The organism is Amycolatopsis sp. NPDC088138 (genome assembly GCF_044741685.1).
In the GTDB taxonomy this organism is placed as follows: Bacteria; Actinomycetota; Actinomycetes; order Mycobacteriales; family Pseudonocardiaceae; genus Amycolatopsis.
The window spans coordinates 839254-860067 of the sequence record NZ_JBIUTB010000001.1; the positions used below are offsets into that span (position 1 = coordinate 839254).

The window sequence follows — 20814 nt, forward strand, 5'->3', positions numbered from 1 at the left end:
TCGCGTGCTCCTGGAACGCGAAGCCGAACTCGCCGTGCTGGAGACGGCCGTGTCCGAAGTGGACGCGGGGACCGGCGCGCTGCTGCTGATCGACGGCGCCGCCGGCGCGGGCGGCACGGCCTTGCTGCGGCACCTCGCGATCGTCGGCGGCCGGCACGGGGCCCGCGTGCTGCGGGCCGGCGGCGCGCAGCTCGAACGCGGATTTCCGCTGGGGGTGGTCCGGCAGCTGACCCTGCCGCTGCTCGCCGCGCCCGACGACGGTGACATCCCGGTCGTCGCCCGCAAGATGCTCGGCGCGCTGCTGGGCGGGTCCGCGCAGGACCCGCCGCCGGAGATGCCGGCCATCGCGACCGTGCTCCACGGCCTGCACACGCTGCTGGTGGGGCTCGGCGAGGCCCGGACCGTGGTCCTGCTGGTCGACGACCTGCACTGGGCCGACGAACTTTCGCTGCGCGCGCTGGCGTTCCTCACCGCCCGGCTGCGCGGGATGCGCGTGCTGATCGGCGTGGTGCTGCAGGACGGCGCCGGCACCCGCGACCCGCTGGTCCAGGAGATCGTGCGCGCCGCCCGGTACCGCGTGCGCGCCGAGCCGCTTTCCGTTGCGGCGACCGGGAAACTGGTCGGCGCCCAGTTCGGCTCCGGGTACGACCCGGAGTTCGCCGAGGCGTGCCACGAGATCACCGGCGGCAGCCCGAAGGAACTGCGCACCCTGCTCGGCCGGGCGTTCTCTCACCGCCTCGGCGGCCGGGCGGGGGAGTGCGAGCGGGTGCACGCCCTCGGCGGCTCGTTCCGGCAGGAACGGCTGCGGTTCCTGTTCCGGCGCGACCCCGCGGTCGAGGCGTTCGGCCGGGCCGTCGTGGTGCTCGGCGCCCACGCGCGGCTGAACCTGGCCGGGCGGCTGAGCGGGATCGACCCCGGCGGGTGCGCCGCGGCGCGCGCGGCCCTCGAAGGCACCTGGGTGACGGTGACCCCGGAACGCACGGTCGTGCCCGAACCCGGGCTCGTGCGCGTCGTCGAGGAGTCGATGACCGCGGCCGAGGCGGCGGCCGCGCACCGGGCCGCGGCCGAACTGCTGACCGAGTGCGGCTTCCCGCCCGAGGACGTCGCCGTGCAGCTGCTGCAGGTCGACACCCTGCGCGACGGCCGCGAGATCGAGCAGCTGCGTTCGGCCGCCGTCGCCGCACGTCGCCGCGGCGCCCCGGACGCTGCCGCCCGGTATCTCCGGCGGGCCCTGCTGGACCTGCCGCCGGGCAGCGCCGGGCGCGCCCGGCTGCTCGTCGAGCTGGCCGCGGCGGAGCTGGACCTCGACCCGGGCTCGGCCGTCCGGCACCTGGCCCAGGCCGCCCCGCTGCTGCCGACGGTGCGCGACCGCGCCGCGGCGGTGTCGTGGATCCCCCTCGCCGTCGCGGCGAGCGGGCCCCTGGTGTCGGAGCTCGTCCGCGACGTCGCCGAGCACCTCGGCCCGGCCGGCTCCCTCGACGGTTACGACCGCGAGCTGGCGCTGCGGCTCGAAGCCCGGACCTGGTACGCGGGCCTGGACGATCCCGGCCGGCTCGCGGATGCCCACCGCCGTCTCGCGGAGCTGCGCAACGGGCCGTTCGGGCCGGACGCGGCGGAGCGGGAGCTGCGGTCGGTGCTGCTGCTGGCGGGCATGCTGACCGGCCGGGCGGACGCCACCGAGACGGTCCGGCACGCCACCGAGATCCTCGACCACGAACCCGCGCATTCGGGCCGGGCGTGGTCGGTGCTGCGGATCGTGCCGTTGCTGCTGGCCGTGGCCGAGCGGAGTGACGTCGCCCGCCCGTGGCTGGCGGCCGCTCGCGAGCACGCCGGACGCGCCGGGTCCCCGGCGGCCCTGGCGCAGGTCGACGCGCAGCAGGCGCTGGGCCTGCTTTCCCGCGGCGACCTGACGGCCGCTCGGGACTACGCCGTGCGGGCGTTCGAAGCGGCCGACCCGGGCCGGCCGGACACGCTCGTGCTGCCCGCGATGGCGCTCGGTTCGGTGGCTTTCTCGGCGCGGGACAAGGTCTTGGCGGTGCGCGTCCTGGAGGCCACGGCCGGGGCGGGCGACCTGTCGCTGTTCGCCGTCCGCCGGTCTCTGCGCGGCATGCTGGCGGCCGGGCGCGGTGACGTCGAGGCCGCGCTCGCGCAGTTCCTCGACTGCGGCCGGCGGCTCGACCGGGCCGGCTGGCAGAACCCGGTGCTCTACCCGTGGCGGCCCGCGGCGGCGGTCCTGTCGGCCCGGCTCGGTCGCCTCGACGAGGCCGCGCGGCTGGCCGAGGAGTACCACCAGCGGGCCGCGGCGTGGGGATCACCCGTGTTGCTGGGTCGCGCACTGCGCATTCAGGCTTTCGTGACGGAAGGCGAGCACGGAATCCGCCGGCTGCGAGAATCCGTCGAACTGCTGGACACCGCGGAAAACGGTTTCGAACTGGCCAAGTCGTGTCTCGAACTGGGGGAGCGGCTCCGGGAAACGGACCCCGGCGAAGCGGAACGGCTCCTCGCGCGGGGGCACCGGCTGGCCGAACAATGCGGCGCGGCCTGGCTCGCCGACCACGGGGACGGGCTGTTCCTGCCCGCCGAACGGACTCGCGTGCCGGCCCGGCGCCCCGAACTGACCCGCGGCGAAGCCACCGTGGCCGAGCTCGCGGCCCAGGGCCGCACCAACTCGCAGATCGCCGTCGAACTGCGGATCAGCCGTCGTGCGGTCGAGAAACACCTCACGAGTTCTTACCGTAAGTTGCGGATCGAAGGCCGTCCCGACCTCGCGGGCGCGCTGGGTGTCGGGTCCGGCACGCGCTGATCCCGGCCGCCGCGGCGAGCCACCTCGATGCGCAGCCCGGCCGACGGGCTCCCTAAATGTTTCTTAAGTCCGCAGGTTACCCGCTCGCATTGTCTTGCGACACCCTTCTTGTGAACCTATTTCAGGTTTGCGGTGGCGTTTGGTACGGACCTTTCACGAGGATTTCCGATGGAGAATGAAGGTGCTCGCGGCCCGATGTTGGTATGTGTGGGTTCGCGTGGGAACTCACGCAGAGTGGTCCTGTCGGACAGGTCCGGCCGTCGTCCGCCGTCGTGACCGGTTCCGAGGGTGTTTTCCCAGCTCAGCGGGTACCGCACCACAACGGACCGCACCGTACCGTACCGGTCCGTGCGGGTACCGCAGGCTTAAGGCGCACGCCGCCGCACTGTTGACTTGGTTGTTTTTCGCTCCATAGACTGCAGATAACAAAGCATCACCGGTTTCAGATCCCGGGCGGAATTCCGCTTCGTGTGACCTGAGAGGAATGGTCGACAGCCATGAATTCGAGCACCGTCATCGACGAGAAAGCACCGCCCGGCCGCGTTTCGAGCGAATACCGCGACATCTATTGGTCGCTCTTCGAACAGTCCGGGATGTGCATGGCGAACCTCGATCTCGGACTGCGGGTGGTCGAGGCCAACCAGTACTTCACGCGCCAGTTCGGCTGCAGCACCCAGCACGTGCGCGGCAAGAGCTTCTGCGAGTTCCTCCACCCGAGCGTGCAGGGCCGCGTCCAGCACCAGCTGACCCGTCTCGCCGAAGGACGGCACCCGCGCTTCGCCGAGCAGATGGTCGCGGTCGGCGCGAAGGAGGCCGCCTTCGCCGGCGAGCTGACCGGCATCGGCGTCCGCGGCCGCGCCGGCCGCGTCGACACCCTGCTCGTGCTGGTGCAGCCGGACCGCGCCGAGGCCGCGCCGAAGTTGGCCGCCGGCAACCAGAAGCTGCTCTCGCCGGTGGACGCGCGCATCCTCGAGGGCGTGGCGGCGGGGGAGTCGACCGTCCAGCTGGCCGCGAAGCTGTTCCTGTCCCGCGGCGGGGTCGAGTACCACGTCACGACGTTGCTCCGGAAGCTCAAGGTGACCAACCGGCCGGCCCTGGTGTCCAAGGGCTACTCGATGGGCATCCTCGGCATCGGCCAGTGGCCGCCGCGGGTGCGTCCCGAGTACATCCGCTGAGCCGTCCCGGGTCAGATCGCGCGGGCGATGGCGATGTTGCCCGCCAGCCGTTCACCCGCCTCGTAGATCATGTACTCGTGCCCCTGGTAGGTGCCGAAGCTCGGCGCCGCGCTCCGGCCGTTGTCCGGGGCGCCGCTGAGCGAGTCGTGGAACACCCCGAGGTGGTTGCGCTTGGAGAAGTCGTTGCCCACCTCGGTGATCATCAGGTTGCCGCCGTGCGCGATGTCGGTGTTGTAGACGACGTAGGTGCTGTTGTTGCGGGACAGCAGGTGCGGCCCGCCGATGTCGTTCGCGCCGACGTCGGTGTGCTTGACGAGCGGGGTCTGCGAGAACGTCCAGTTGAGCGCGTCGGGTGACCAGCCCCAGCCGATGTCGCGGTGGTTGGTGGTGTTGTTGATCATGAAGACCATGACGTACCGCGCGTTCTTCGACGGCAGGTCCTGGCGGAACACTCGCGCATACGACGTCTCGGTTGTACCGGCGGGCTGCAGCCGGGTGGACAGGACCTCCTTCTCGTAGCTGAAGTGGATGCCGTCGGCCGAGCTCGCGAGCCGGGTCACCGTGTTCTCGCCGTGGAAGTACAGGTAGATCCGCTTGACGTCGTCGTTCCACAGCGCGTGCGGCGACGAAACGTGGCTGACCGAGTACTCGCCGGGCCACGAGTTCTTGATGATCGGGTTGCCGCTGTACTCGGTGAACTCCTCGTCGAGGGTGTTCGCGTAGGCCAGGCAGATCCCGCCCGGCGCGTCGTGCGGGGCGTAGTAGAGGTAGTACGCGCCGAGGGCGTTCGGGATCCGGCCCGCCGTGCCGCGGATGCAGGGGAAGATCAGCTCGCCCGTCGGGTTGTACTTGAGCTTGCTTTTCACCAGTGCGAGCCGCTGGTAGCGGTAGTCGGGGAAACCGGCCGGTGCGGCGCTCGCCGTCATCGGCAGGAAGGCGCCCGCGCCGAGCGCGGCGGCCCCGGCCAGCAGGCCGCGTCGGGTGAGGGACATGAGCCGCTCCTTCGTCTTCGAAGTCTTCGCGTTCCGGCGACGGTGGCACGCGCTGAACAACGAAGTCAATGGAGTAATACGTATTAGTACGGTCGGGACAGAATGGCTGGAGTTTCGGGCAAAACGGTTGACGGGTCCTGAGGCGGGCTTCACCCTGACGACTGAACCGAGTCAGATGACCGAAGGTGGGCGACCCGAGCGAGGTACCCGATGAGCAGGGCGCGGCGGACGCCGAGGCAGGCCGACATCGCGCGCGTCGCCGGGGTTTCGCAGGCGACGGTCTCGGTGGTGCTGGGCGGGAACCGCACCGGCGTCCGGCTCTCGGAACGGACACGCCTGCGGGTGCTGGAGGCCGCCGAACGGCTCGGGTACGTGCCCGACCCGGTGGCGACGCGGCTGGCCTCGGCCCGCAACAACCTGCTCGGCGTCTACACCTTCACCCCGGCGTTCCCCATCGACGTCGCCGACTCCTACTACCCGATCCTGGCCGGGATCGAGGCGGAGGCGGCCGCGCTCGGCCAGGACCTGATCATGTTCACCGGGTCCAGCGGCGTCCCCGACCACACGCGGATCCGCCGGACGCGCCTCGCCGACGGCTGCCTGTTCCTCGGCCGGCACGTCCCGGTGGACGCGGTCGGCGAGCTGCTCGCGAGCGGCTTCCCGATCGTCTACATCGGACGCCGCACCGAGCTCGACGGCACGATCCCCTACGTGGGCGGGGATTACGTGTCGGCGTCGGCCGAGGTGGTGGCCAGGCTGGTCGGCGCGGGCCACCGGCACCTGCGCTACCTGCGCGAGCCGGACGAGGCCCCGTCGTCGGACGACCGCGAGCGTGGCGTCCGCACCGCGGCGGCCGACGCGGGCCTGCCGGTGGCCGATCTGGTGGTGCGCACGGACGGCACCGACCTCACCGCGGCGACGCTGGCGGCGTGGCGCGCGGAAGGCGTGACGGCGCTGGTGGTCGAGGAGACGGACACGGGCGCGGTGTTCCACGCGACGCAACAAGCGTTGCGCGCGGCGGGAATCTCGGTCCCGGACGACGTCTCCCTGGCAGTCCTCGGCCGCCCGCCCGGCGACCCGCCGGGTCCGGAGATCAGCGGCTTCGAGGTGCCCCGCCGCGAGATGGGCCAGGCGGCCGTCCGGCTGCTGGCGTCCCTGCTCGACCCGGGCCTGGGCGACCCCGCGGCGCACCGGCTGCTGACGTGCCCGCCGGTGGCCGGCGCGACGATCAGCGGGGTACGACGGTGAACCGCCGCAGTGCCGAGGCCGGGTTCTTCGCCCGCACCTCGCTGATCCGCTCCGGCGACACCTCACCGACGGCCACGCCCGTCTGCTCCCCGAGCGACGTCACCACCACACCCATCGGGCCGACGAGCAGGCTCGTCCCGAGTTGGGCGGCGCTGAGGTGGAACTCCCGCATCATCTCCGGCCCGGCGATGGAGAGGTTGACGCGGTCGACGTAGGTGACGAACGACCCGACGCCGAGCACCCCGGCGATCGTCCGATCGTGCGCGTCTTGGTGCGCTCCGCCCGCGCACGGGCCTCGGTGTCGCCCGCTGCGCGATGAAGCTGGGCGGCATTGCTACGGAGGACTTCGTGGGCGCCGGGATGCGCCTGTACTTCGGCCGCTCGCAGAACCCGAAGGTCCCGTACCCGAAGGGCGCGGTCGCCGACTTCGGCTTAGGCCGGGCGTTGAGCGACGCGGAGGCGCGAGAGCTGAACTCAGAAGTCGGTCTCGGCCGCGCTCGCCTCCTGGGGCTCGATCTGGGCGAGACGGTCGCGCAGCGCGGCCGTGACCGCCCGGTACGAGTCGCTGCCCAGCACCAAGCGCAGCGGGGCCGGCTCCTGCGCCGCGCTCGCGATGACGCGCGCGGCGATCTTCGCCGGGTCGCCGGCGAGCGGGAGGTCGGCGTCCTTGAGGCCGTGCACCATCGCGGCGGGCGTTCCGGCGTAGGCGTCCAGCGGCGTCCCGAGCCGCAGGCTGCCGCGGGCGAACGCGGTGCGCGCGCCGCCCGGCTCGACGAGCGTCACGCCGATGCCGAACGGCGCGACCTCACCCGCGAGCGCCTCGATGAAGCCCTCGATGCCCCACTTGCTCGCGTGGTAGAGCGAGGCGCCCGGGTGGGCGGCGAGCCCGGCGACCGAGGAGAGCTGGATGACCCGGCCGCCGCCCTGAGCGCGCAGGTGCGGCAGCGCGGCCCGGACGGTCTGGATCGAGCCGAGCAGGTTGGTGGCGATCTGGTGCCGGACCTGCTCGTCGGAGAGCTCCTCGGCGGCGCCGAACAGGCCGTAGCCGGCGTTGACGACCACGACGTCGACGCGTCCGAGATCGGCGAACGCCGTGTTGACGACTTCGCGGACCTTCGGCAGGTCGGTGACGTCGAGGTGGCCCACCCAGAACCGGTCGCCGTACTTCGCCCGGAGGTCGTCGACCGAGCCTTCGCGCCGGACCGTCCCGGCGACCCGGTCGCCGCGGCCGAGCAGCTGCTCGGCCAGCTCGCGGCCGAAACCGCTGTTGACGCCGGTGATGAACCACGTGGTCACTGTCATGCTGTCGATCTTCACCGGGTCGGGCGAGGGGTGGCAGTCCCGGTCGTTCCTGGTAGCGGGAGGGACACCTACGCTGGGTCCATGGACAACGCGCTCGGGGAGTTCCTCCGCGCGCGGCGCGAGCTGGTCACGCCGGCGGAGGCGGGCCTGCCGGCCGGCAACGGCCTGCGCCGCGTGCGCGGACTGCGCCGCGAAGAGGTGGCCACGCTGGCCGGGATCAGCGTCGAGTACTACCTGCGGCTCGAGCAGGGGCGGGACCGCAGCCCGTCGGCCCAGGTGGTCGACGCGATCGCCGGGGTCCTCCGGCTCGACGCCGAGGGCACGGCGTACCTGACGGCGCTGGCCGGTCCCAAGCCGCGCCGCCGCGTGGCCCGGCGGGAGCCGAGCGTGTCCCCGGGCCTGGCCATGCTGCTGGCCACGATCAACGTGCCGGCGATCGTCTTCGACAAGTACGGCGACGTGCTGGCGGCCAACCCACTGGCCCGGGAGCTGGCCCCGGACCTGGCCCCGGGCGTCAACCGGCTGAGGATGCTGTTCACCGACCCGGGCGCCCGGCGCTACCACCCGGACTGGGAGCAGTACACGGCCGCGGTCGTGGCCCACCTGCGCGCCCAGATCGGCGCGGACGTCGAGGACGAGCGCCTGCAAGCGCTGATCGACGAGCTGTCCCGTGCCAGCGAACGCTTCCGCGAGCTGTGGGCCCGCCACGACGTCCGCACCGCCCGCCCGGGCCCGTTCCTGGTGCGCCACCCACGGGTGGGCGACGTGGAGCTGCGGGTGGAGAAGTTCGCGGTGACGGGCGCGGACGGCTTGGAGACGCTGCTGCTGCACGCCGAACCCGGCAGCCGGTCGGCCGAGGCCTTGGCGGAGCTGGCTTCGCTGGTCGAGGCCCACGGCTGACGGTCACAACCGCCCGCGGGGCGCGTCTTAGGGCGGCAAGACCAAGATCCGGAAGGACGTCACCTCGCCGGGCGACTGTCCCGCACCGACGGCGCCGAGCCTCCAGCGCCCTGGATGTCGCGCGAGCGAGTCCTCCACGGCAGGTGATCACCCGGCTCGCCCGGGGCTTGCCACGGAGAGGAGCGTGGTGCGGTCGTTGCGCGCCGTCGTGGGTCGACGTCTCCGCCGAGGCCCGCGACCGTCTCAGCAGACGCGCGGCCAGCGCACCCGGCCATCCGGGTGATAGGAATGGCCGGGTGACCGAACCGAACACCATCGAAGCCGCCGCGGCCGAGGCCGTCACGCTGACCAGCGAGCTCCTCCGCATCGACACGACCAACACCGGCGACCCCGACACGCTGGTCGGCGAGCGGGTGGCGGCCGAGTACGTCGCGGAGAAGCTGACCGACGCCGGCTACGAGATCACCTACGTCGAGTCGGGCGGCAAGAACCGGCACAACGTGATCGTCCGGCTCGAAGGCGCCGACCGGTCGCGGGGCGGCCTGCTGATCCACGGCCACCTCGACGTCGTGCCCGCGGATCCGTCCGAGTGGTCGGTCCACCCGTTCTCCGGTGCGGTCCAGGACGACTACGTCTGGGGCCGCGGCGCGGTCGACATGAAGGACATGTGCGGGATGGCGCTCGCGCTGGCCCGCCACTACAAGATGAACAACATCGTCCCGCCGCGCGACCTGGTGTTCGCCTTCCTGGCCGACGAAGAGGCCGGCGGCAAGTACGGCGCGCAGTGGCTGGTGGAGAACCGGCCGGAGCTGTTCGAGGGCGTCACCGAGGCGATCAGCGAGGTCGGCGGCTTCTCGATCACGCTGAAGGACGACGTCCGCGCCTACCTGATCGAGACGGCGGAGAAGGGCATCCGCTGGATGAAGCTGCGCGTGCGCGGCACCGCCGGGCACGGCTCGATGATCCACCGCGACAACGCCGTGACGAAGCTGGCCGAGGCCGTCGCGAAGCTCGGCAACCACCGCTTCCCGCTGGTGCTCACCGACTCCGTCAAGGAGTTCCTCGCCGGGGTCACCGAGATCACCGGATGGGACTTCCCGGAGGACGACATCGAGGGCTCGGTCGCCAAGCTGGGCAACATCTCCCGGATGATCGGCGCGACCCTGCGCGACACCGCGAACCCGACGATGCTCACGGCCGGCTACAAGTCGAACGTCATCCCGTCGGTCGCCGAGGCGTCGGTGGACTGCCGGATCCTGCCGGGCCGGCTGGAGGCGTTCGACCGCGAGCTCGACGAGCTGCTCGGCCCGGACATCGAGAAGGAGTGGATGGAGCTCCCGCCGGTCGAGACGACCTTCGACGGCGCGCTCGTCGACGCGATGACCGCGGCGGTGCTGGCCGAGGACCCGGGCGCGAAGACGTTGCCGTACATGCTTTCCGGCGGCACCGACGCGAAGTCCTTCCAGGACCTCGGCATCCGCAACTTCGGCTTCGCGCCGCTCAAGCTGCCCGCGGACCTCGACTTCTCGGCGCTGTTCCACGGCGTCGACGAGCGCGTCCCGGTCGAGGCGCTCAAGTTCGGCACCCGCGTGCTGGACCGGTTCCTGCGCACGTCCTGATGCCCGGCTTCGCGCTCGCCGACGGCACGCCCCTGCAGGTGATCCGCAGGGGCGACCCGGCCGCGCCGGTGACGGTGGTGTTCGTCCACGGCTACGCGCTCGACCAGCGCAGCTGGGGCCGGATCGCGCCGCTGGTCCCGGACGCGGCCGAGGGCCCGGTGGCCGTGCTGACCTACGACCAGCGCGGCCACGGCGGCTCGGGGCGGGCGCGGCGCGGGACGGCGTCCATGGCCCAGCTCGGCGACGACCTCGCCGAGCTGCTGGAGCGCGAGGTCCCGGACGGCCGGGTGGTGCTGGTCGGGCACGACATGGGCGGGCTGGCGATCATGTCGCTGTCCCAGCGGCACCCGGAGCTGTTCCGCGCCCGCGTGTCCGGGCTGGCGCTGCTGGCGACGTCGTCGGGCACGCTGGCGACGGAGGTCTCGGCGACCTGGCCGAACGCCCTGGGCCGGCTCGCCCGCGACCTCGAGGCGGTGCTGGGCTCGAAGCTGTTCGGCGTGGTCCGTGAGCGCACGAGCCGGGCGGTGAGCGCGGGCCTGCGGTGGTGGCTCTTCGGCGACGACCCCGAGCCGGACCTGGTCGAGCTGACCGTCAAGATGATCCGCGGCAACTGGCCGCACGCGGTCGCACTGTTCCGCCCGGCGCTGGACGCCTACGCTCGCGAGGCAGCGTTGACGCAGGTCAGCGGCCTGCCGGTGACGGCGATCGTGGGGGAGCGGGATCGGATCGTCCGGGCCGGCGACGTCGAGCAGTGGGTCGGCGGACTCGAAGAGGGGACGGCCGTGGTGCTGCCCGGAGTCGGGCACGTCGTGCCGCTGGAGGCCGCGCCGCAGGTGCTGCCGCGGGTGGTCGCGCTCGTGAACCGAAGCTTCCGACAAGACGAGAGTTCTTGACAACTTCTCTGTTCGGAAGCATCCTGGGCGCATGTTCTCCGTGGCGGTGATCGAAGACCCGGCGGCGGCCGAGGTGTCGCTGGACCCCATCCGGGCCCGGCTCCTGGCCGAGCTGGCCGAACCCGCGTCCGCGACCATGCTGGCCGGGCGGGTCGACCTGCCGCGCCAGAAGGTCAACTACCACCTGCGGGCGCTGGAGGCGCACGGCCTGGTGGAGCTGGTCGAGGAGCGGCGGAAGGGCAATGTCACCGAGCGGATGATGCGGGCGACGGCCTCGTCGTACGTCATCTCGCCGACGGCGCTCGCGGCCGTGCAGCCGGACCCGGCGCAGTCGCCCGACCGGCTCTCGGCCCGCTGGCTGCTCGCCGTCGCCGGACGGCTCGTGCGGGACGTCGGCCTGTTGATCACCGGCGCCGCCAAGGCCAACCAGCGGGTCGCGACCTTCGCCCTCGACGGCGAGGTGCGGTTCGCCTCGCCGGCCGACCGGGCCGCGTTCGCCGAGGAGCTGGCGACCGCCGTCACCACGCTGGTGGGGAAGTACCACGACGAGACGGCCGAGAAGGGCCGCAAGCACCGGGTGGTCGTCGCCGTGCACCCGAGCGTTCCGGAGGGATCCTGACATGGGGCACGAGTTCGAGCTGACCGACACCGCCGAGGTCGACGCGACGCCGGAGCAGCTGTGGGAGGCGATCGCCACCGGGCCGGGCATCGACTCGTGGTTCATGGGGCGCAACGAGGTCGAGGGCGGCACCGGCGGCGTGATCCGCGGCGCTTTCGGCGGTTACCAGCCGGAGTTCGGGATCCGCGAGTGGGATCCGCTCGAACGGCTGGTCTACGGCACCGAACCCGCGCCCGACGGCCGTCGTGTCGGGTACGAGTTCCTCATCGAGGGCCGCGAAGGCGGCAGCTCGGTGATCCGGTGCGTCACGAGCGGCTTCCTGCCCGGCGACGACTGGGAGGACGAGTTCGAGGCGATGACCACCGGCGGCGCGCTGTTCTTCCGCACGCTGGTCGAGTACGTCACGCACTTCGCCGGCCGCGCCGCGGTGCCGATCACGGTGTTCGGCCCGCAGATCCCGGACTGGGACGAGGCCTGGACGAAGCTCGGCACGGCACTGGGCCTGCCCGCGCGGCCCGCGCTCGGCGATCGGGTGCGGCTGGACGTGGACGGCCGCGTGCCGGCCGAGGGGGTCGTCTACGCGGTGAACGACCAGGCCGTCGGGATCCGGACGGCCGACGCGATGTACCGGTTCATCCGGGGCTTCCAAGGCGCGATGGTCGCGGGCCACCACGTCTTCACCCCCGGCGCGGACGCCGAAGTCGAAGAAAAGGCCTGGAGCGGCTGGCTGGTGCGCGTGTTCGATTGACATTCGAGCGGTAGGCATCGAATATCGATACATGCCTCGAATACTCGTCGCCGCCCTGCAGGCCATCGTCGCTTGTGCGTTCCTGGTCGGCCTGTACGCCCAGATCGTCGTGATCCCGACTTCGGCGGCCGACCAGGTCGAGCTGTTCCCGCCGCTCGCACCGCACCGGATACCACTCGTGGCGGCGGCGATCTTGTTCGTCGTCTGTGGCCAGGTCGCCCTGGTCGGCCTGGGAATGCTGCTGCGCCGGGCGGGCCGAGGTGCGGTCTTCGAGCGTGCGGCGCTGCCGTGGGCGAACGTCGTGGTCGGCGCCGCGGCGGGGGCGACCGTCGTCACCGCCGGGGTCTTCGTCTACGTGACCCTCGCCGACATCCCGTCACCCACCGACGGCATGGATGTCATCGGCGTCTGGCTCGGCACGGCCGCGGCAGCCGCGGTGGGCACGGCGGCGGTGCTCCTCCTGCTCGCCGGCCGGCACCTGCTGGTCAAGGCGATCGGCCTGCGCACCGAACTGGACGGGGTCGTCTGAGGGGGTTGAAATGTCCGTGAAGGCCACATTGAGGGACTCAGAGTCCCTCAATGTGGCCTTCACGGACTTGCCGGGAATGAGATCAGGTGGGCAGACCAGCTGGCCAGGCTCAGCGCTCGGGCTGGTCGGGGAGGTTGCCGATGGAGGAATCTGGACGTTCGGCGGCCAGGACTCTCCAGCGAGCGGTGGAGGCGATCGGCCCCGAAGCGGCCGAGCTTCAATCCCTCGGGTGCGTCCACCCGAGGTCGGCCGGAGCCCGTGGGATCAGGTGGGCAGGCCCGCGGGCAGGGTTTCCGCCGTCTTCTTGCGGCGCAGCCAGACCCTGCGGGTGCCGTCGGCGTAGAGCCGGACGTTCCGCAGTTCCCAGCCCGCGAACTCCGCGTGGATGGAGAGCTGGATCGCCGCCGCACGCCGGGACACGCCCGGGGGAAGGTGCAGGCGGCGGTACTCCCAATCCCCTTCGACCACCGCCTCGCTGACCGTCGTCATGGCTGGATCACCTGGGTCCCTTCTCCGGCGGCGGAGCCGATGATCACCCGGCCGCTCTGGTCGTCGACCCCCACCGAGTCCGGTTGGCGGACGGTGGGGAACCGGTACTTCTCCACTGGTTCGCCGCCGCGGACGTCGAACCCGACCACTTCGTTGCGTTCCGTCAGCGTCACCCAGGCGAGGCTCCGCTTCGCGTCGTAGGCGATCCCGTACGCGCCACCCGGCACCGGGAACCGCTGCCGCATGATCAGCGGTGACGCCGAGAACGCGATCAGCGCGCCCGCGCGCGCGTCCGTCACCAGGATCCGGCCGTAGGAGTCCGCGACCGCGTTGGCGGCGCCGTCACCCGCCCGCAGGCCCTCGTTGATCTTGCCGCCCGCGACGTCCACGGAGAACACGGCCGTCCGCAGCCGGTCGAGCACCACGACACCGTTCCCGGACGCCAGCACGTCGTCGGCGCTGTAGATCTGCCCGCCGATCGTCCGCGCGGGACCGTTCGCGGGCAGCACCTGGATGTCCTTCGCCGCGCCCATCGCGACCAGCCGATCGGCGCCGTAGGCGATGCTCGACGACGGCTGCCCGCCCGTCTTCGTCTCCGTGAGCTTCCGGTCCGGCAACGTCAGCTGCTGCACGACACCCTGATCCGGCTCGGCGATCTCCACCCGTCCCGGCGCCACGGTCAGCCGCGTGGCCTTGCCGTATAACGGCATACTCACCGGGGGTGACGCGAGCGCGTTCAAGTCGTAGAGCTGCAAAGACGGCTGCTGAGCAAGAGCGACGACCAGGGTCGATCCCGAAACGGCCACCGCGGAAACGGCGGCGCCGGGCAGCACCTGGCCGGCGGGCTGCACCGTGACGGCGGGGGAGACGGCGGCCTGCGCGGCCACCGGGTTCGCGACGATCTGCAGGTCGTCGCTGTCCGACTTGGCCGAGGAGCAGCCCGAGAGCACCAGAACACCGGCGAGCGGGATCGCGATCCGCGACGCGGCGGTGAGCCGACGCACGTTGGGGCCTCCGGTTTTTCCTCGGCGGACAGTCCTCACCAGCATCCTCCACGATCGTTCTGCCGTCACGTGCATGTCACCCAACAGACACCTGCCGTGGTGTTGATCACCGTGTCGATCATCGGGGCCAGCGTTCCGGGTACCCGACCTCGATCGCGCTGACGTCGTCCAGCGCCGACCGGATGGCGGGCGGCAGGGTGATCTCCTCCGCCGTCAGCGAGCCGGTGAGCTGGCCGGTGTCGCGGGCGCCGACGACCGGGGCGACCACGCCGGGCCGGTCGCGGACCCAGGCCAGCGCGACCGCGAGTGGGGACGTCCCGAGCCCGTCGGCGGCGGTCGCGACCGCCTGCACGATCCGCGCGGCGCGGTCGGTGCGGTGGTGCTCGACGTACCCGGCGAACACGCTTGAGGCGCCGCGGGAGTCGGCCGGCGTGCCGGTGCGGTACTTGCCGGTCAGCACCCCGCGCCCGAGCGGCGCCCAGGGCAGCAGCCCGATGCCGTGGTGCTCGGCGGCGGGCACGACCTCGCGGTCCACCCCGCGTTCCAGCAGCGAGTACTCGACCTGGGTGGAGACCAGCGGCGCGACCGCGGCGGCCCCGGCGGCGGCCGTGGCCAGCTGCCAGCCGGAGTAGTTGGAGACGCCGACGTAGCGGGCCTTCCCGCTGTTGACGGCGTACTCGAGCGCGGCGAGGGTTTCGGCGACCGGCACGGTCGAGTCCCACGCGTGCAGCTGCCAGAGGTCGACGTGGTCGGTGCCGAGGCGTTTCAGCGAGCCGTCGAGGGCGGAGAGCAGGGCGCCGCGGGAGGCACCGCCGCCGAACGGGCCGTCGGTGCGGCGGGCGACGGCCTTCGTCGCGAGAACGACGTCGTCGCGCGGTACGAGATCACCCAGAAGTGAGCCGAGCACCCGTTCGGCCTCACCCTCGCCGTAGATGTCGGCGGTGTCCACCAGGGTGCCGCCGGCGTCGACGAAGGCGACCAGCTGGCTCGCCGCTTCCTCCGCGTCGGTGTCGCCACCCCAGGTCATGGTGCCGAGCGCCATTCGCGAGACCCGCAGTCCCGAGCGGCCCAGCTGTCGCTTTTCCACGACCGCCGAGCCTAGTGGGCCGCCCCGCTCCGACCTGACCAAGGTGAGTCGTGTCGCCCACAAGGGCCCCCGTTAGGGTCTGGCCCCGTGCGACTCGGACTGAATCTCGGCTACTGGGGAGCGGGGAACGACCCCGCGAACCTGGCCCTGGCGAAACAAGCGGACGACCTGGGTTACGCCGTCGTATGGGCGGCTGAGGCCTACGGCTCGGACGCGGTGACGGTGCTCTCGTGGATCGCGGCGCAGACGTCGCGGATCGACGTCGGCGCCGCGGTGCTGCAGATCCCGGCCCGGACCCCGGCGATGACGGCGATGACCGCCGCCACCCTCGACACGCTCTCGGGCGGCCGGTTCCGCCTGGGCCTCGGCGTGTCCGGACCGCAGGTGTCCGAGGGCTGGCACGGCGTGCGGTTCGCCTCGCCGCTGGGCCGCACCCGTGAGTACGTCTCGATCGTGCGCTCGGCGCTGCGCCGGGAACGGGTGAAGTTCGAGGGGGAGCACTTCACGCTCCCGCTGCCGGACGGGCCCGGCAAGGCGCTGCGGCTGACCGTCCGCCCGGCGCGCAAGCACATCCCGCTGTACCTGGCCGCGATCGGGCCGAAGAACTTGGCTCTGACCGGCGAGATCGCCGACGGCTGGCTGCCCGTCTTCTTCTCGCCCGCCCACGCGGGGGAGCAGCTGGCGCAGATCCGGGCCGGTGCCGAGGCGGCCGGGCGGTCGATGGACGGCTTCGACGTCGTCCCGACCGTGCCGCTGGTCGTCGGCGACGACTGGCGGGCCTGCGCGGACGCCGTCCGCGGGTACGCGGCGCTCTACCTCGGTGGCATGGGCAGCCGGGAGAAGAACTTCTACAACCAGCTGGCCTGCCGCATGGGCTTCGAGGCCGAGGCGGCCGAAGTGCAGGAGAAGTACCTGGCCCGCGACCGGGCGGGGGCGATGGCGGCGGTGCCGCTGGAGTTCCTAGACGCGACGTCGCTGCTGGGTCCCAAGGAACGGATCGCGGAGAAGATGAGCCAATTCGCCGAAGCCGGCGTGACGACCCTGTCGGTGTCGCCGTTCAGCCCCGACCCGGCAGCCGCGCTGACCACGGCCGTCGAGGCGCTCGAGCTGGCGGGGGTGGCCTGACGTGGGGTGGTTCGAAGCGCTCGTCCTGGGCCTGGTCCAGGGGCTGACGGAGTTCCTGCCGATCTCGTCGAGCGCGCACCTGCGGATCGTCGCGGCGCTCGTCGGCTGGGACGACCCGGGGGCGGCGTTCACCGCCGTCACCCAGATCGGCACCGAGCTCGCGGTGATCCTCTACTTCGGCAAGAAGATCGGGAAGATCCTGCAGGCCTGGTTCTTCTCGCTCTACAAGCCGGACTGGCGCCACGACCCGGACGCCCGGCTGGGCTGGCTGATCATCGTCGGCTCGCTGCCGATCGTGGTGCTTGGCCTGCTGCTGCAGGACGCCATCGACAGCGCGTTCCGCGACCTGCGGATCACCGCGACCGTGCTCATCGTGTTCGGCCTGATCCTGCTGGTCGCGGACCGGATCGGGAAGCAGGACCGCGGCCTGGACGACCTCAACGTGCCGCACGGGCTCGGCTTCGGCTTCGCCCAGGCGCTGGCGCTGATCCCGGGCGTCTCCCGTTCGGGCGGCACGACCAGCGCGGGCCTGCTGATGGGCTACACCCGCGCCGACGCGGCCGAGTACTCGTTCCTGCTCGCGCTGCCCGCGGTGTTCGGGTCGGGGGTGTACAAGCTCAAGGACATCGGCTCGGGCGCGGTACCGGCCCAGTGGGGCCCGACGATCCTGGCCACGCTGGTCGCCTTCGGCGTCGGCTACATCGTGATCGCCTGGCTGATGGCCTACATCAAGAAGCGCAGCTTCGTCCCGTTCGTGATCTACCGCCTGGTCCTGGGTGTGCTGCTGTTCGTGCTCATCTTCACCGGCGCCCTGGACCCGAACGCGGGCCCGGTCGGCAGCTGATCCGGTCGGCGGCGCGAGGGTCTCCCCGCGTTGCCGTCCCGGGACCTTCGGCGCGGGTTCCCCCGCGTTCCCGCGCCGGAGCTGTGACTTCCCCAGGAACGGTCGGCACGCCGCGGTCCTCCCGCGTGTCGGCCGTTCCGGTCGGGGTGGCGGGCGGTGTGTCGTCGCCCACCGACTGGGGAGCCGGCTCACGAACCGGAGCGGTCAACGCACTGTCCGCAACGACCGCCGCACCGGTAGCCCGTGGCGCCTGGCGAGCGGGCGCCGTTGTCACCGGCCGATCGCCGCGGGTCGGCTGTGTTGCCGCCCATCACCCGGGAGGATGATCGGCGGCAACGTAGGGTGGGGCCTGTGAGTACGGTCATTCTGGTCAGGCACGGCAAGTCGACGGCCAACGGATCCGGCGTTCTCGCCGGCCGGTCCCCGAAGGTGAACCTCGACGACACCGGCCGGGGCCAGGCCGAGAAGCTCGTCGAGCGGCTCGACGGCGTCCCGCTGGCCGGTGTCGTCGTGTCGCCGATGCTGCGGTGCAAGCAGACCGTCGCGCCGCTGCTGGCGGCGCGGGGGATCGAGAAGGTCGTCGAGCCCGGACTGTCCGAAGTGGACTACGGCGACTGGACCGGCAAGGAGCTCAAGCACCTCGCCAAGGAACCGCTCTGGCGCGTGGTGCAGGCGCACGCGTCCGCCGCGGTGTTCCCCGGCGGTGAGGGGCTCGCGCAGATGCAGGCCCGCTCGGTGGCCGCCGTCCGGGCCCACGACCGCCGGATCGCCGCCGAGCACGGCGACCACGCCGTGTGGCTGCTGTGCAGCCACGGCGATGTGATCAAGTCCATCATCGCCGACGCCCTCGGCCAGCACCTCGACGCCTTCCAGCGGATCGTCGTCGACCCGTCGTCGATCTCGGTCGTGCGCTACACCGAGACCCGGCCGTTCGTCCTGCGGGTCAACGACCACAGCGCCGACTTGAGCGGCATCGTGCCGCCGGCGCCGAAGCCCGCGAAACGGGGCAAAAAGGCCGGCAAGGACGCCGCGAGCAGTGACGCCGTGGTCGGCGGTACCACCGGCCGGTGACCCGGGCCACCTACGGAAAGCGCTGACATCGTCACCGGGGGAGCCCGTAGGGTGGCGAGACCGAGTGTTTCCCCGACCAGGAGCCTGCCCCGATGATTTCGCCGGACAATCCGTTCGCCGCACCGAGCGACCTGCCCTACGCCCTGCCGCCCTTCGACCGGATCTCCGACGAGCACTACCGCCCCGCGTTCGAAGCGGGCCTGACCGAGCACGCGGCCGAGATCGAGCAGATCGCGGCGCAGGACGCCGAGCCGACGTTCGACAACACCGTGGTGGCCCTCGAACGCGCCGGTGAGCTGCTCAGCCGCGTGGCGAGCGTGTTCTACAACCTGGCCGGCTCCAACAGCACCGACGAGCTGCAGGCCATCCAGGCCGAGTTCGCGCCGAAGCTGGCCGCCCACCACGACGCGATCCACCTCAACCCGCGGCTGTTCGCCCGGATCGACGCGCTCCACACGCGGCGTGCGGAACTGGGGCTGGACACGGAGTCGCTGCGGCTGCTCGAACGCCGTCACACCGACTTCAGCCGCGCCGGCGCCGGGCTGGGCGAGGCCGAACAGGCCCGCCTGCGCGAGCTCAACGGGCAGCTTTCGACGCTGCAGACCAAGTTCCAGCAGAACCTGCTCAAGGACACCAACGAGCTGGCCGTCGTCATCGGCGACCGCGCCGAGCTGGCCGGCTTCGGCGACGGCGCGGTCGCCACCGCGGCCGAGGCGGCGACCGCCCGCGGCGAGGCGGGCAAGTACGTCATCAACCTGACCCTGCCGACCAGCCAGGCCTCGCCCCTGGAGACGCTGAGCGACCGGGACGTCCGCGCGCGCATCCACACCGCCTCGATGGCGCGGGGCAACCGCGGCAACGACTTCGACAACAACGCCGTCGTCGCCGAGATCGCGCACCTGCGGGCCGAACGCGCCGCGCTGCTGGGCTACCCGAACCACGCCGCGTACATCATCGCGGACGAGACGGCGAAGACCGCCGAAGCCGCCGCAGGCCTGCTCGAGCGCCTGGCGCCCGCGGCCGTCGCGAACGCCCGCACCGAGGCCGCGGAACTGCAGCAGCTGCTGGAGGCCGACGTCCCGGGCGCGAAGCTGCTCCCGTCGGACTGGCCGTACTACGCCGCCCAGGTCCGCCGTGAGCGTTTCGACGTCGACACCGAGGCGCTGCGGCCGTACTTCGAGGCCGACCGCGTTTACCTCGACGGCGTCTTCTACGCCGCGAACAAGCTGTACGGCCTGAGCTTCACCGAACGGCACGACCTGCCCGTCTACCACCCGGAGGTCCGGACCTTCGAGGTCTTCGACACCGACGGCAGCCCGCTGGGCCTGTACCTGCTCGACCTCTACACCCGCGACGCCAAGCGCGGCGGCGCCTGGATGAACACCTTCGTCGACCAGTCCGACCTGCTCGGCGACCGCACGGTCGTGGTGAACGTCCTCAACGTGAACAAGCCGCCGGCGGGGGAGCCCACCCTGCTGACCTTCGACGAGGTTGTCACCGCGTTCCACGAGTTCGGGCACGCACTGCACGCCCTGCTGTCGGCGGTGCGCTACCCGACGTTCTCCGGCACCAACGTGCCCCGCGACTTCGTCGAATACCCGTCCCAGGTCAACGAGATGTGGATGCTCTGGCCGGAGGTCCTGGCCCACTACGCCAAGCACCACGTCACCGGCGAGCCCCTGCCCGCCGACCAGGTCGAGAAGCTCCTCGCCGCCCAGCAGTACGGCGAAGGCTTCTCCACCACCGAATACCTCGCGGCGTCCCTGCTCGACCAGGCCTGGCACGGCCTCGGCGTCGACGACCGCGTGGCGGAGGTGCAGCGCTTCGAGACCGACGCCCTCGTGAAGGCCGGTGTCGCGCTCGAAAGCGTCCCGCCGCGCTACCGCACCACCTACTTCGCCCACATCTTCAGCGGCGGCTACAGCGCCGGGTACTACTCCTACATCTGGAGTGAGGTCCTCGACGCCGACACCGTCCAGTGGTTCCGGGAGAGTGGTGGCCTGACCAGGGAGAACGGCGACCACTTCCGCCGCACCCTGCTGGGGAAGGGCGGCAGCGTCGACCCGATGGACGCCTTCCGCGCCTTCCGAGGCCGCGACCCCGAGATCGAGCCGCTGCTGACCCGCCGGGGCATCAACGGAGTCTGATTCTCAACTGTATAACGCCCTATACTGCCGGGCGACTTCGTGAAAGTCGCCCGGCAGTACTGCTTCAAACCGGCAGGGCAGGGGAGGGGCGGCGCCGGTCGCTCGACGAGAGCCCATCGCGATGCGCCGGGACGCCGTCGAGGATCAAGTGGCCGCCGACGGTGGCGAGGAGATGGCGGCGGCCCGCTGCAAATGGTCTCGCCGGACCATCGCCGCTAT

General features: G+C 71.8%; 19 protein-coding genes. 13 read left to right on the forward strand and 6 right to left on the reverse strand.

Annotation, left to right across the window (positions count from 1 at the left end):
• Positions 1-4 precede the first annotated feature (4 nt).
• Both ACIOD2_RS03860 and ACIOD2_RS03865 read left to right on the forward strand, forming a co-directional pair.
• Positions 5-2803 carry an AAA family ATPase gene (locus tag ACIOD2_RS03860; protein WP_400534002.1) on the forward strand — a complete coding sequence of 933 codons (2799 nt, stop codon included), beginning with the start codon at positions 5-7 and terminating at the stop codon, positions 2801-2803.
• 497 nt (positions 2804-3300) lie between these two features.
• Positions 3301-3978 (forward strand): PAS domain-containing protein, encoded by a 678-nt coding sequence (locus ACIOD2_RS03865; RefSeq protein WP_400534005.1) that lies wholly within the window; start codon positions 3301-3303, stop codon positions 3976-3978.
• Between the two features lie 11 nt (positions 3979-3989).
• On the opposite strand, the gene ACIOD2_RS03870 is transcribed toward ACIOD2_RS03865, so the two are convergent.
• Entirely contained in the window at positions 3990-4970 is a 981-nt protein-coding gene (locus tag ACIOD2_RS03870; protein ID WP_400534008.1) for a hypothetical protein, read from the reverse strand.
• A gap of 210 nt (positions 4971-5180) precedes the next feature.
• Here ACIOD2_RS03870 and ACIOD2_RS03875 point away from each other — a divergent pair, with 210 nt between their 5' ends.
• On the forward strand, positions 5181-6218 hold the full coding sequence (locus tag ACIOD2_RS03875) for a LacI family DNA-binding transcriptional regulator (RefSeq protein ID WP_400534011.1): 1038 nt from the start codon (positions 5181-5183) through the stop codon (positions 6216-6218).
• Here the strand turns inward: ACIOD2_RS03875 and ACIOD2_RS03880 are convergent.
• Together ACIOD2_RS03880 and ACIOD2_RS03885 are read right to left on the reverse strand one after the other, a co-directional pair.
• The gene (locus ACIOD2_RS03880) at positions 6199-6459 is read right to left on the reverse strand and encodes a hypothetical protein (protein ID WP_400534014.1); all 261 of its coding nucleotides are present in this window, start codon (positions 6457-6459) and stop codon (positions 6199-6201) included. The genes ACIOD2_RS03875 and ACIOD2_RS03880 overlap by 20 nt on opposite strands.
• A gap of 233 nt (positions 6460-6692) precedes the next feature.
• Complete coding sequence (locus tag ACIOD2_RS03885; protein WP_400534017.1) at positions 6693-7520, reverse strand: SDR family oxidoreductase; 828 nt, start codon at positions 7518-7520, stop codon at positions 6693-6695.
• Between the two features lie 81 nt (positions 7521-7601).
• Here ACIOD2_RS03885 and ACIOD2_RS03890 point away from each other — a divergent pair, with 81 nt between their 5' ends.
• From ACIOD2_RS03890 to ACIOD2_RS03915, 6 genes are all read left to right on the forward strand, one after another.
• A complete protein-coding gene (locus ACIOD2_RS03890) occupies positions 7602-8420 on the forward strand; it encodes a helix-turn-helix domain-containing protein (RefSeq protein WP_400534019.1) in 819 nt (272 codons plus the stop codon).
• Between the two features lie 296 nt (positions 8421-8716).
• On the forward strand, positions 8717-10039 hold the full coding sequence (locus ACIOD2_RS03895) for a M20/M25/M40 family metallo-hydrolase (protein ID WP_400534022.1): 1323 nt from the start codon (positions 8717-8719) through the stop codon (positions 10037-10039).
• The gene (locus ACIOD2_RS03900; RefSeq protein ID WP_400534025.1) at positions 10039-10932 is read left to right on the forward strand and encodes an alpha/beta fold hydrolase; all 894 of its coding nucleotides are present in this window, start codon (positions 10039-10041) and stop codon (positions 10930-10932) included. Before ACIOD2_RS03895 ends, ACIOD2_RS03900 begins: the two co-directional genes overlap by 1 nt.
• Positions 10933-10963: 31 nt before the next feature.
• Positions 10964-11551: an ArsR/SmtB family transcription factor gene (locus ACIOD2_RS03905; RefSeq protein ID WP_400534028.1), complete on the forward strand. Its 588-nt coding sequence runs from the start codon at positions 10964-10966 to the stop codon at positions 11549-11551.
• A gap of 1 nt (position 11552) precedes the next feature.
• Positions 11553-12299, forward strand: a complete 747-nt coding sequence (locus ACIOD2_RS03910) for an SRPBCC domain-containing protein (protein WP_400534031.1) — start codon at positions 11553-11555, stop codon at positions 12297-12299.
• Positions 12300-12330: 31 nt separating this feature from the next.
• On the forward strand, positions 12331-12828 hold the full coding sequence (locus ACIOD2_RS03915; protein ID WP_400534032.1) for a DUF2975 domain-containing protein: 498 nt from the start codon (positions 12331-12333) through the stop codon (positions 12826-12828).
• A 264-nt stretch (positions 12829-13092) separates the two neighbouring features.
• Here the strand turns inward: ACIOD2_RS03915 and ACIOD2_RS03920 are convergent, their stop codons facing one another.
• The 3 genes from ACIOD2_RS03920 to ACIOD2_RS03930 all read right to left on the reverse strand — a co-directional run bounded on the left by ACIOD2_RS03920 (position 13093) and on the right by ACIOD2_RS03930 (position 15408).
• Positions 13093-13317, reverse strand: a complete 225-nt coding sequence (locus ACIOD2_RS03920; protein ID WP_323327957.1) for a DUF5703 family protein — start codon at positions 13315-13317, stop codon at positions 13093-13095.
• Positions 13314-14321 (reverse strand): YncE family protein, encoded by a 1008-nt coding sequence (locus ACIOD2_RS03925; protein WP_400534035.1) that lies wholly within the window; start codon positions 14319-14321, stop codon positions 13314-13316. Before ACIOD2_RS03925 ends, ACIOD2_RS03920 begins: the two co-directional genes overlap by 4 nt.
• Positions 14322-14439: 118 nt before the next feature.
• The gene (locus ACIOD2_RS03930; RefSeq protein ID WP_400534038.1) at positions 14440-15408 is read right to left on the reverse strand and encodes an aldo/keto reductase; all 969 of its coding nucleotides are present in this window, start codon (positions 15406-15408) and stop codon (positions 14440-14442) included.
• Positions 15409-15495: 87 nt separating this feature from the next.
• Here ACIOD2_RS03930 and ACIOD2_RS03935 point away from each other — a divergent pair, with 87 nt between their 5' ends.
• The 4 genes from ACIOD2_RS03935 to ACIOD2_RS03950 all read left to right on the forward strand — a co-directional run bounded on the left by ACIOD2_RS03935 (position 15496) and on the right by ACIOD2_RS03950 (position 20595).
• Positions 15496-16533, forward strand: coding sequence for an LLM class F420-dependent oxidoreductase (locus tag ACIOD2_RS03935; protein ID WP_400534040.1), 1038 nt, complete (start codon positions 15496-15498; stop codon positions 16531-16533).
• Between the two features lies 1 nt (position 16534).
• Positions 16535-17377, forward strand: coding sequence for an undecaprenyl-diphosphate phosphatase (locus tag ACIOD2_RS03940; protein WP_400534043.1), 843 nt, complete (start codon positions 16535-16537; stop codon positions 17375-17377).
• A 351-nt stretch (positions 17378-17728) separates the two neighbouring features.
• Positions 17729-18448 (forward strand): histidine phosphatase family protein, encoded by a 720-nt coding sequence (locus ACIOD2_RS03945; protein ID WP_400534046.1) that lies wholly within the window; start codon positions 17729-17731, stop codon positions 18446-18448.
• 92 nt (positions 18449-18540) lie between these two features.
• Positions 18541-20595 carry a M3 family metallopeptidase gene (locus ACIOD2_RS03950; protein WP_400534049.1) on the forward strand — a complete coding sequence of 685 codons (2055 nt, stop codon included), beginning with the start codon at positions 18541-18543 and terminating at the stop codon, positions 20593-20595.
• Positions 20596-20814 lie beyond the last annotated feature (219 nt).

Coding starts and splice junctions, on each gene's coding strand:
- ACIOD2_RS03950 (WP_400534049.1), top strand. CDS start 18,541: ATGATTTCGCCGGACAATCCGTTCGCCGCACCGAGCGACCTGCCCTAC.
- ACIOD2_RS03920 (WP_323327957.1), bottom strand. CDS start 13,317: ATGACGACGGTCAGCGAGGCGGTGGTCGAAGGGGATTGGGAGTACCGC.
- ACIOD2_RS03905 (WP_400534028.1), top strand. CDS start 10,964: ATGTTCTCCGTGGCGGTGATCGAAGACCCGGCGGCGGCCGAGGTGTCG.
- ACIOD2_RS03890 (WP_400534019.1), top strand. CDS start 7,602: ATGGACAACGCGCTCGGGGAGTTCCTCCGCGCGCGGCGCGAGCTGGTC.
- ACIOD2_RS03910 (WP_400534031.1), top strand. CDS start 11,553: ATGGGGCACGAGTTCGAGCTGACCGACACCGCCGAGGTCGACGCGACG.
- ACIOD2_RS03865 (WP_400534005.1), top strand. CDS start 3,301: ATGAATTCGAGCACCGTCATCGACGAGAAAGCACCGCCCGGCCGCGTT.
- ACIOD2_RS03885 (WP_400534017.1), bottom strand. CDS start 7,520: ATGACAGTGACCACGTGGTTCATCACCGGCGTCAACAGCGGTTTCGGC.
- ACIOD2_RS03870 (WP_400534008.1), bottom strand. CDS start 4,970: ATGTCCCTCACCCGACGCGGCCTGCTGGCCGGGGCCGCCGCGCTCGGC.
- ACIOD2_RS03900 (WP_400534025.1), top strand. CDS start 10,039: ATGCCCGGCTTCGCGCTCGCCGACGGCACGCCCCTGCAGGTGATCCGC.
- ACIOD2_RS03915 (WP_400534032.1), top strand. CDS start 12,331: ATGCCTCGAATACTCGTCGCCGCCCTGCAGGCCATCGTCGCTTGTGCG.
- ACIOD2_RS03875 (WP_400534011.1), top strand. CDS start 5,181: ATGAGCAGGGCGCGGCGGACGCCGAGGCAGGCCGACATCGCGCGCGTC.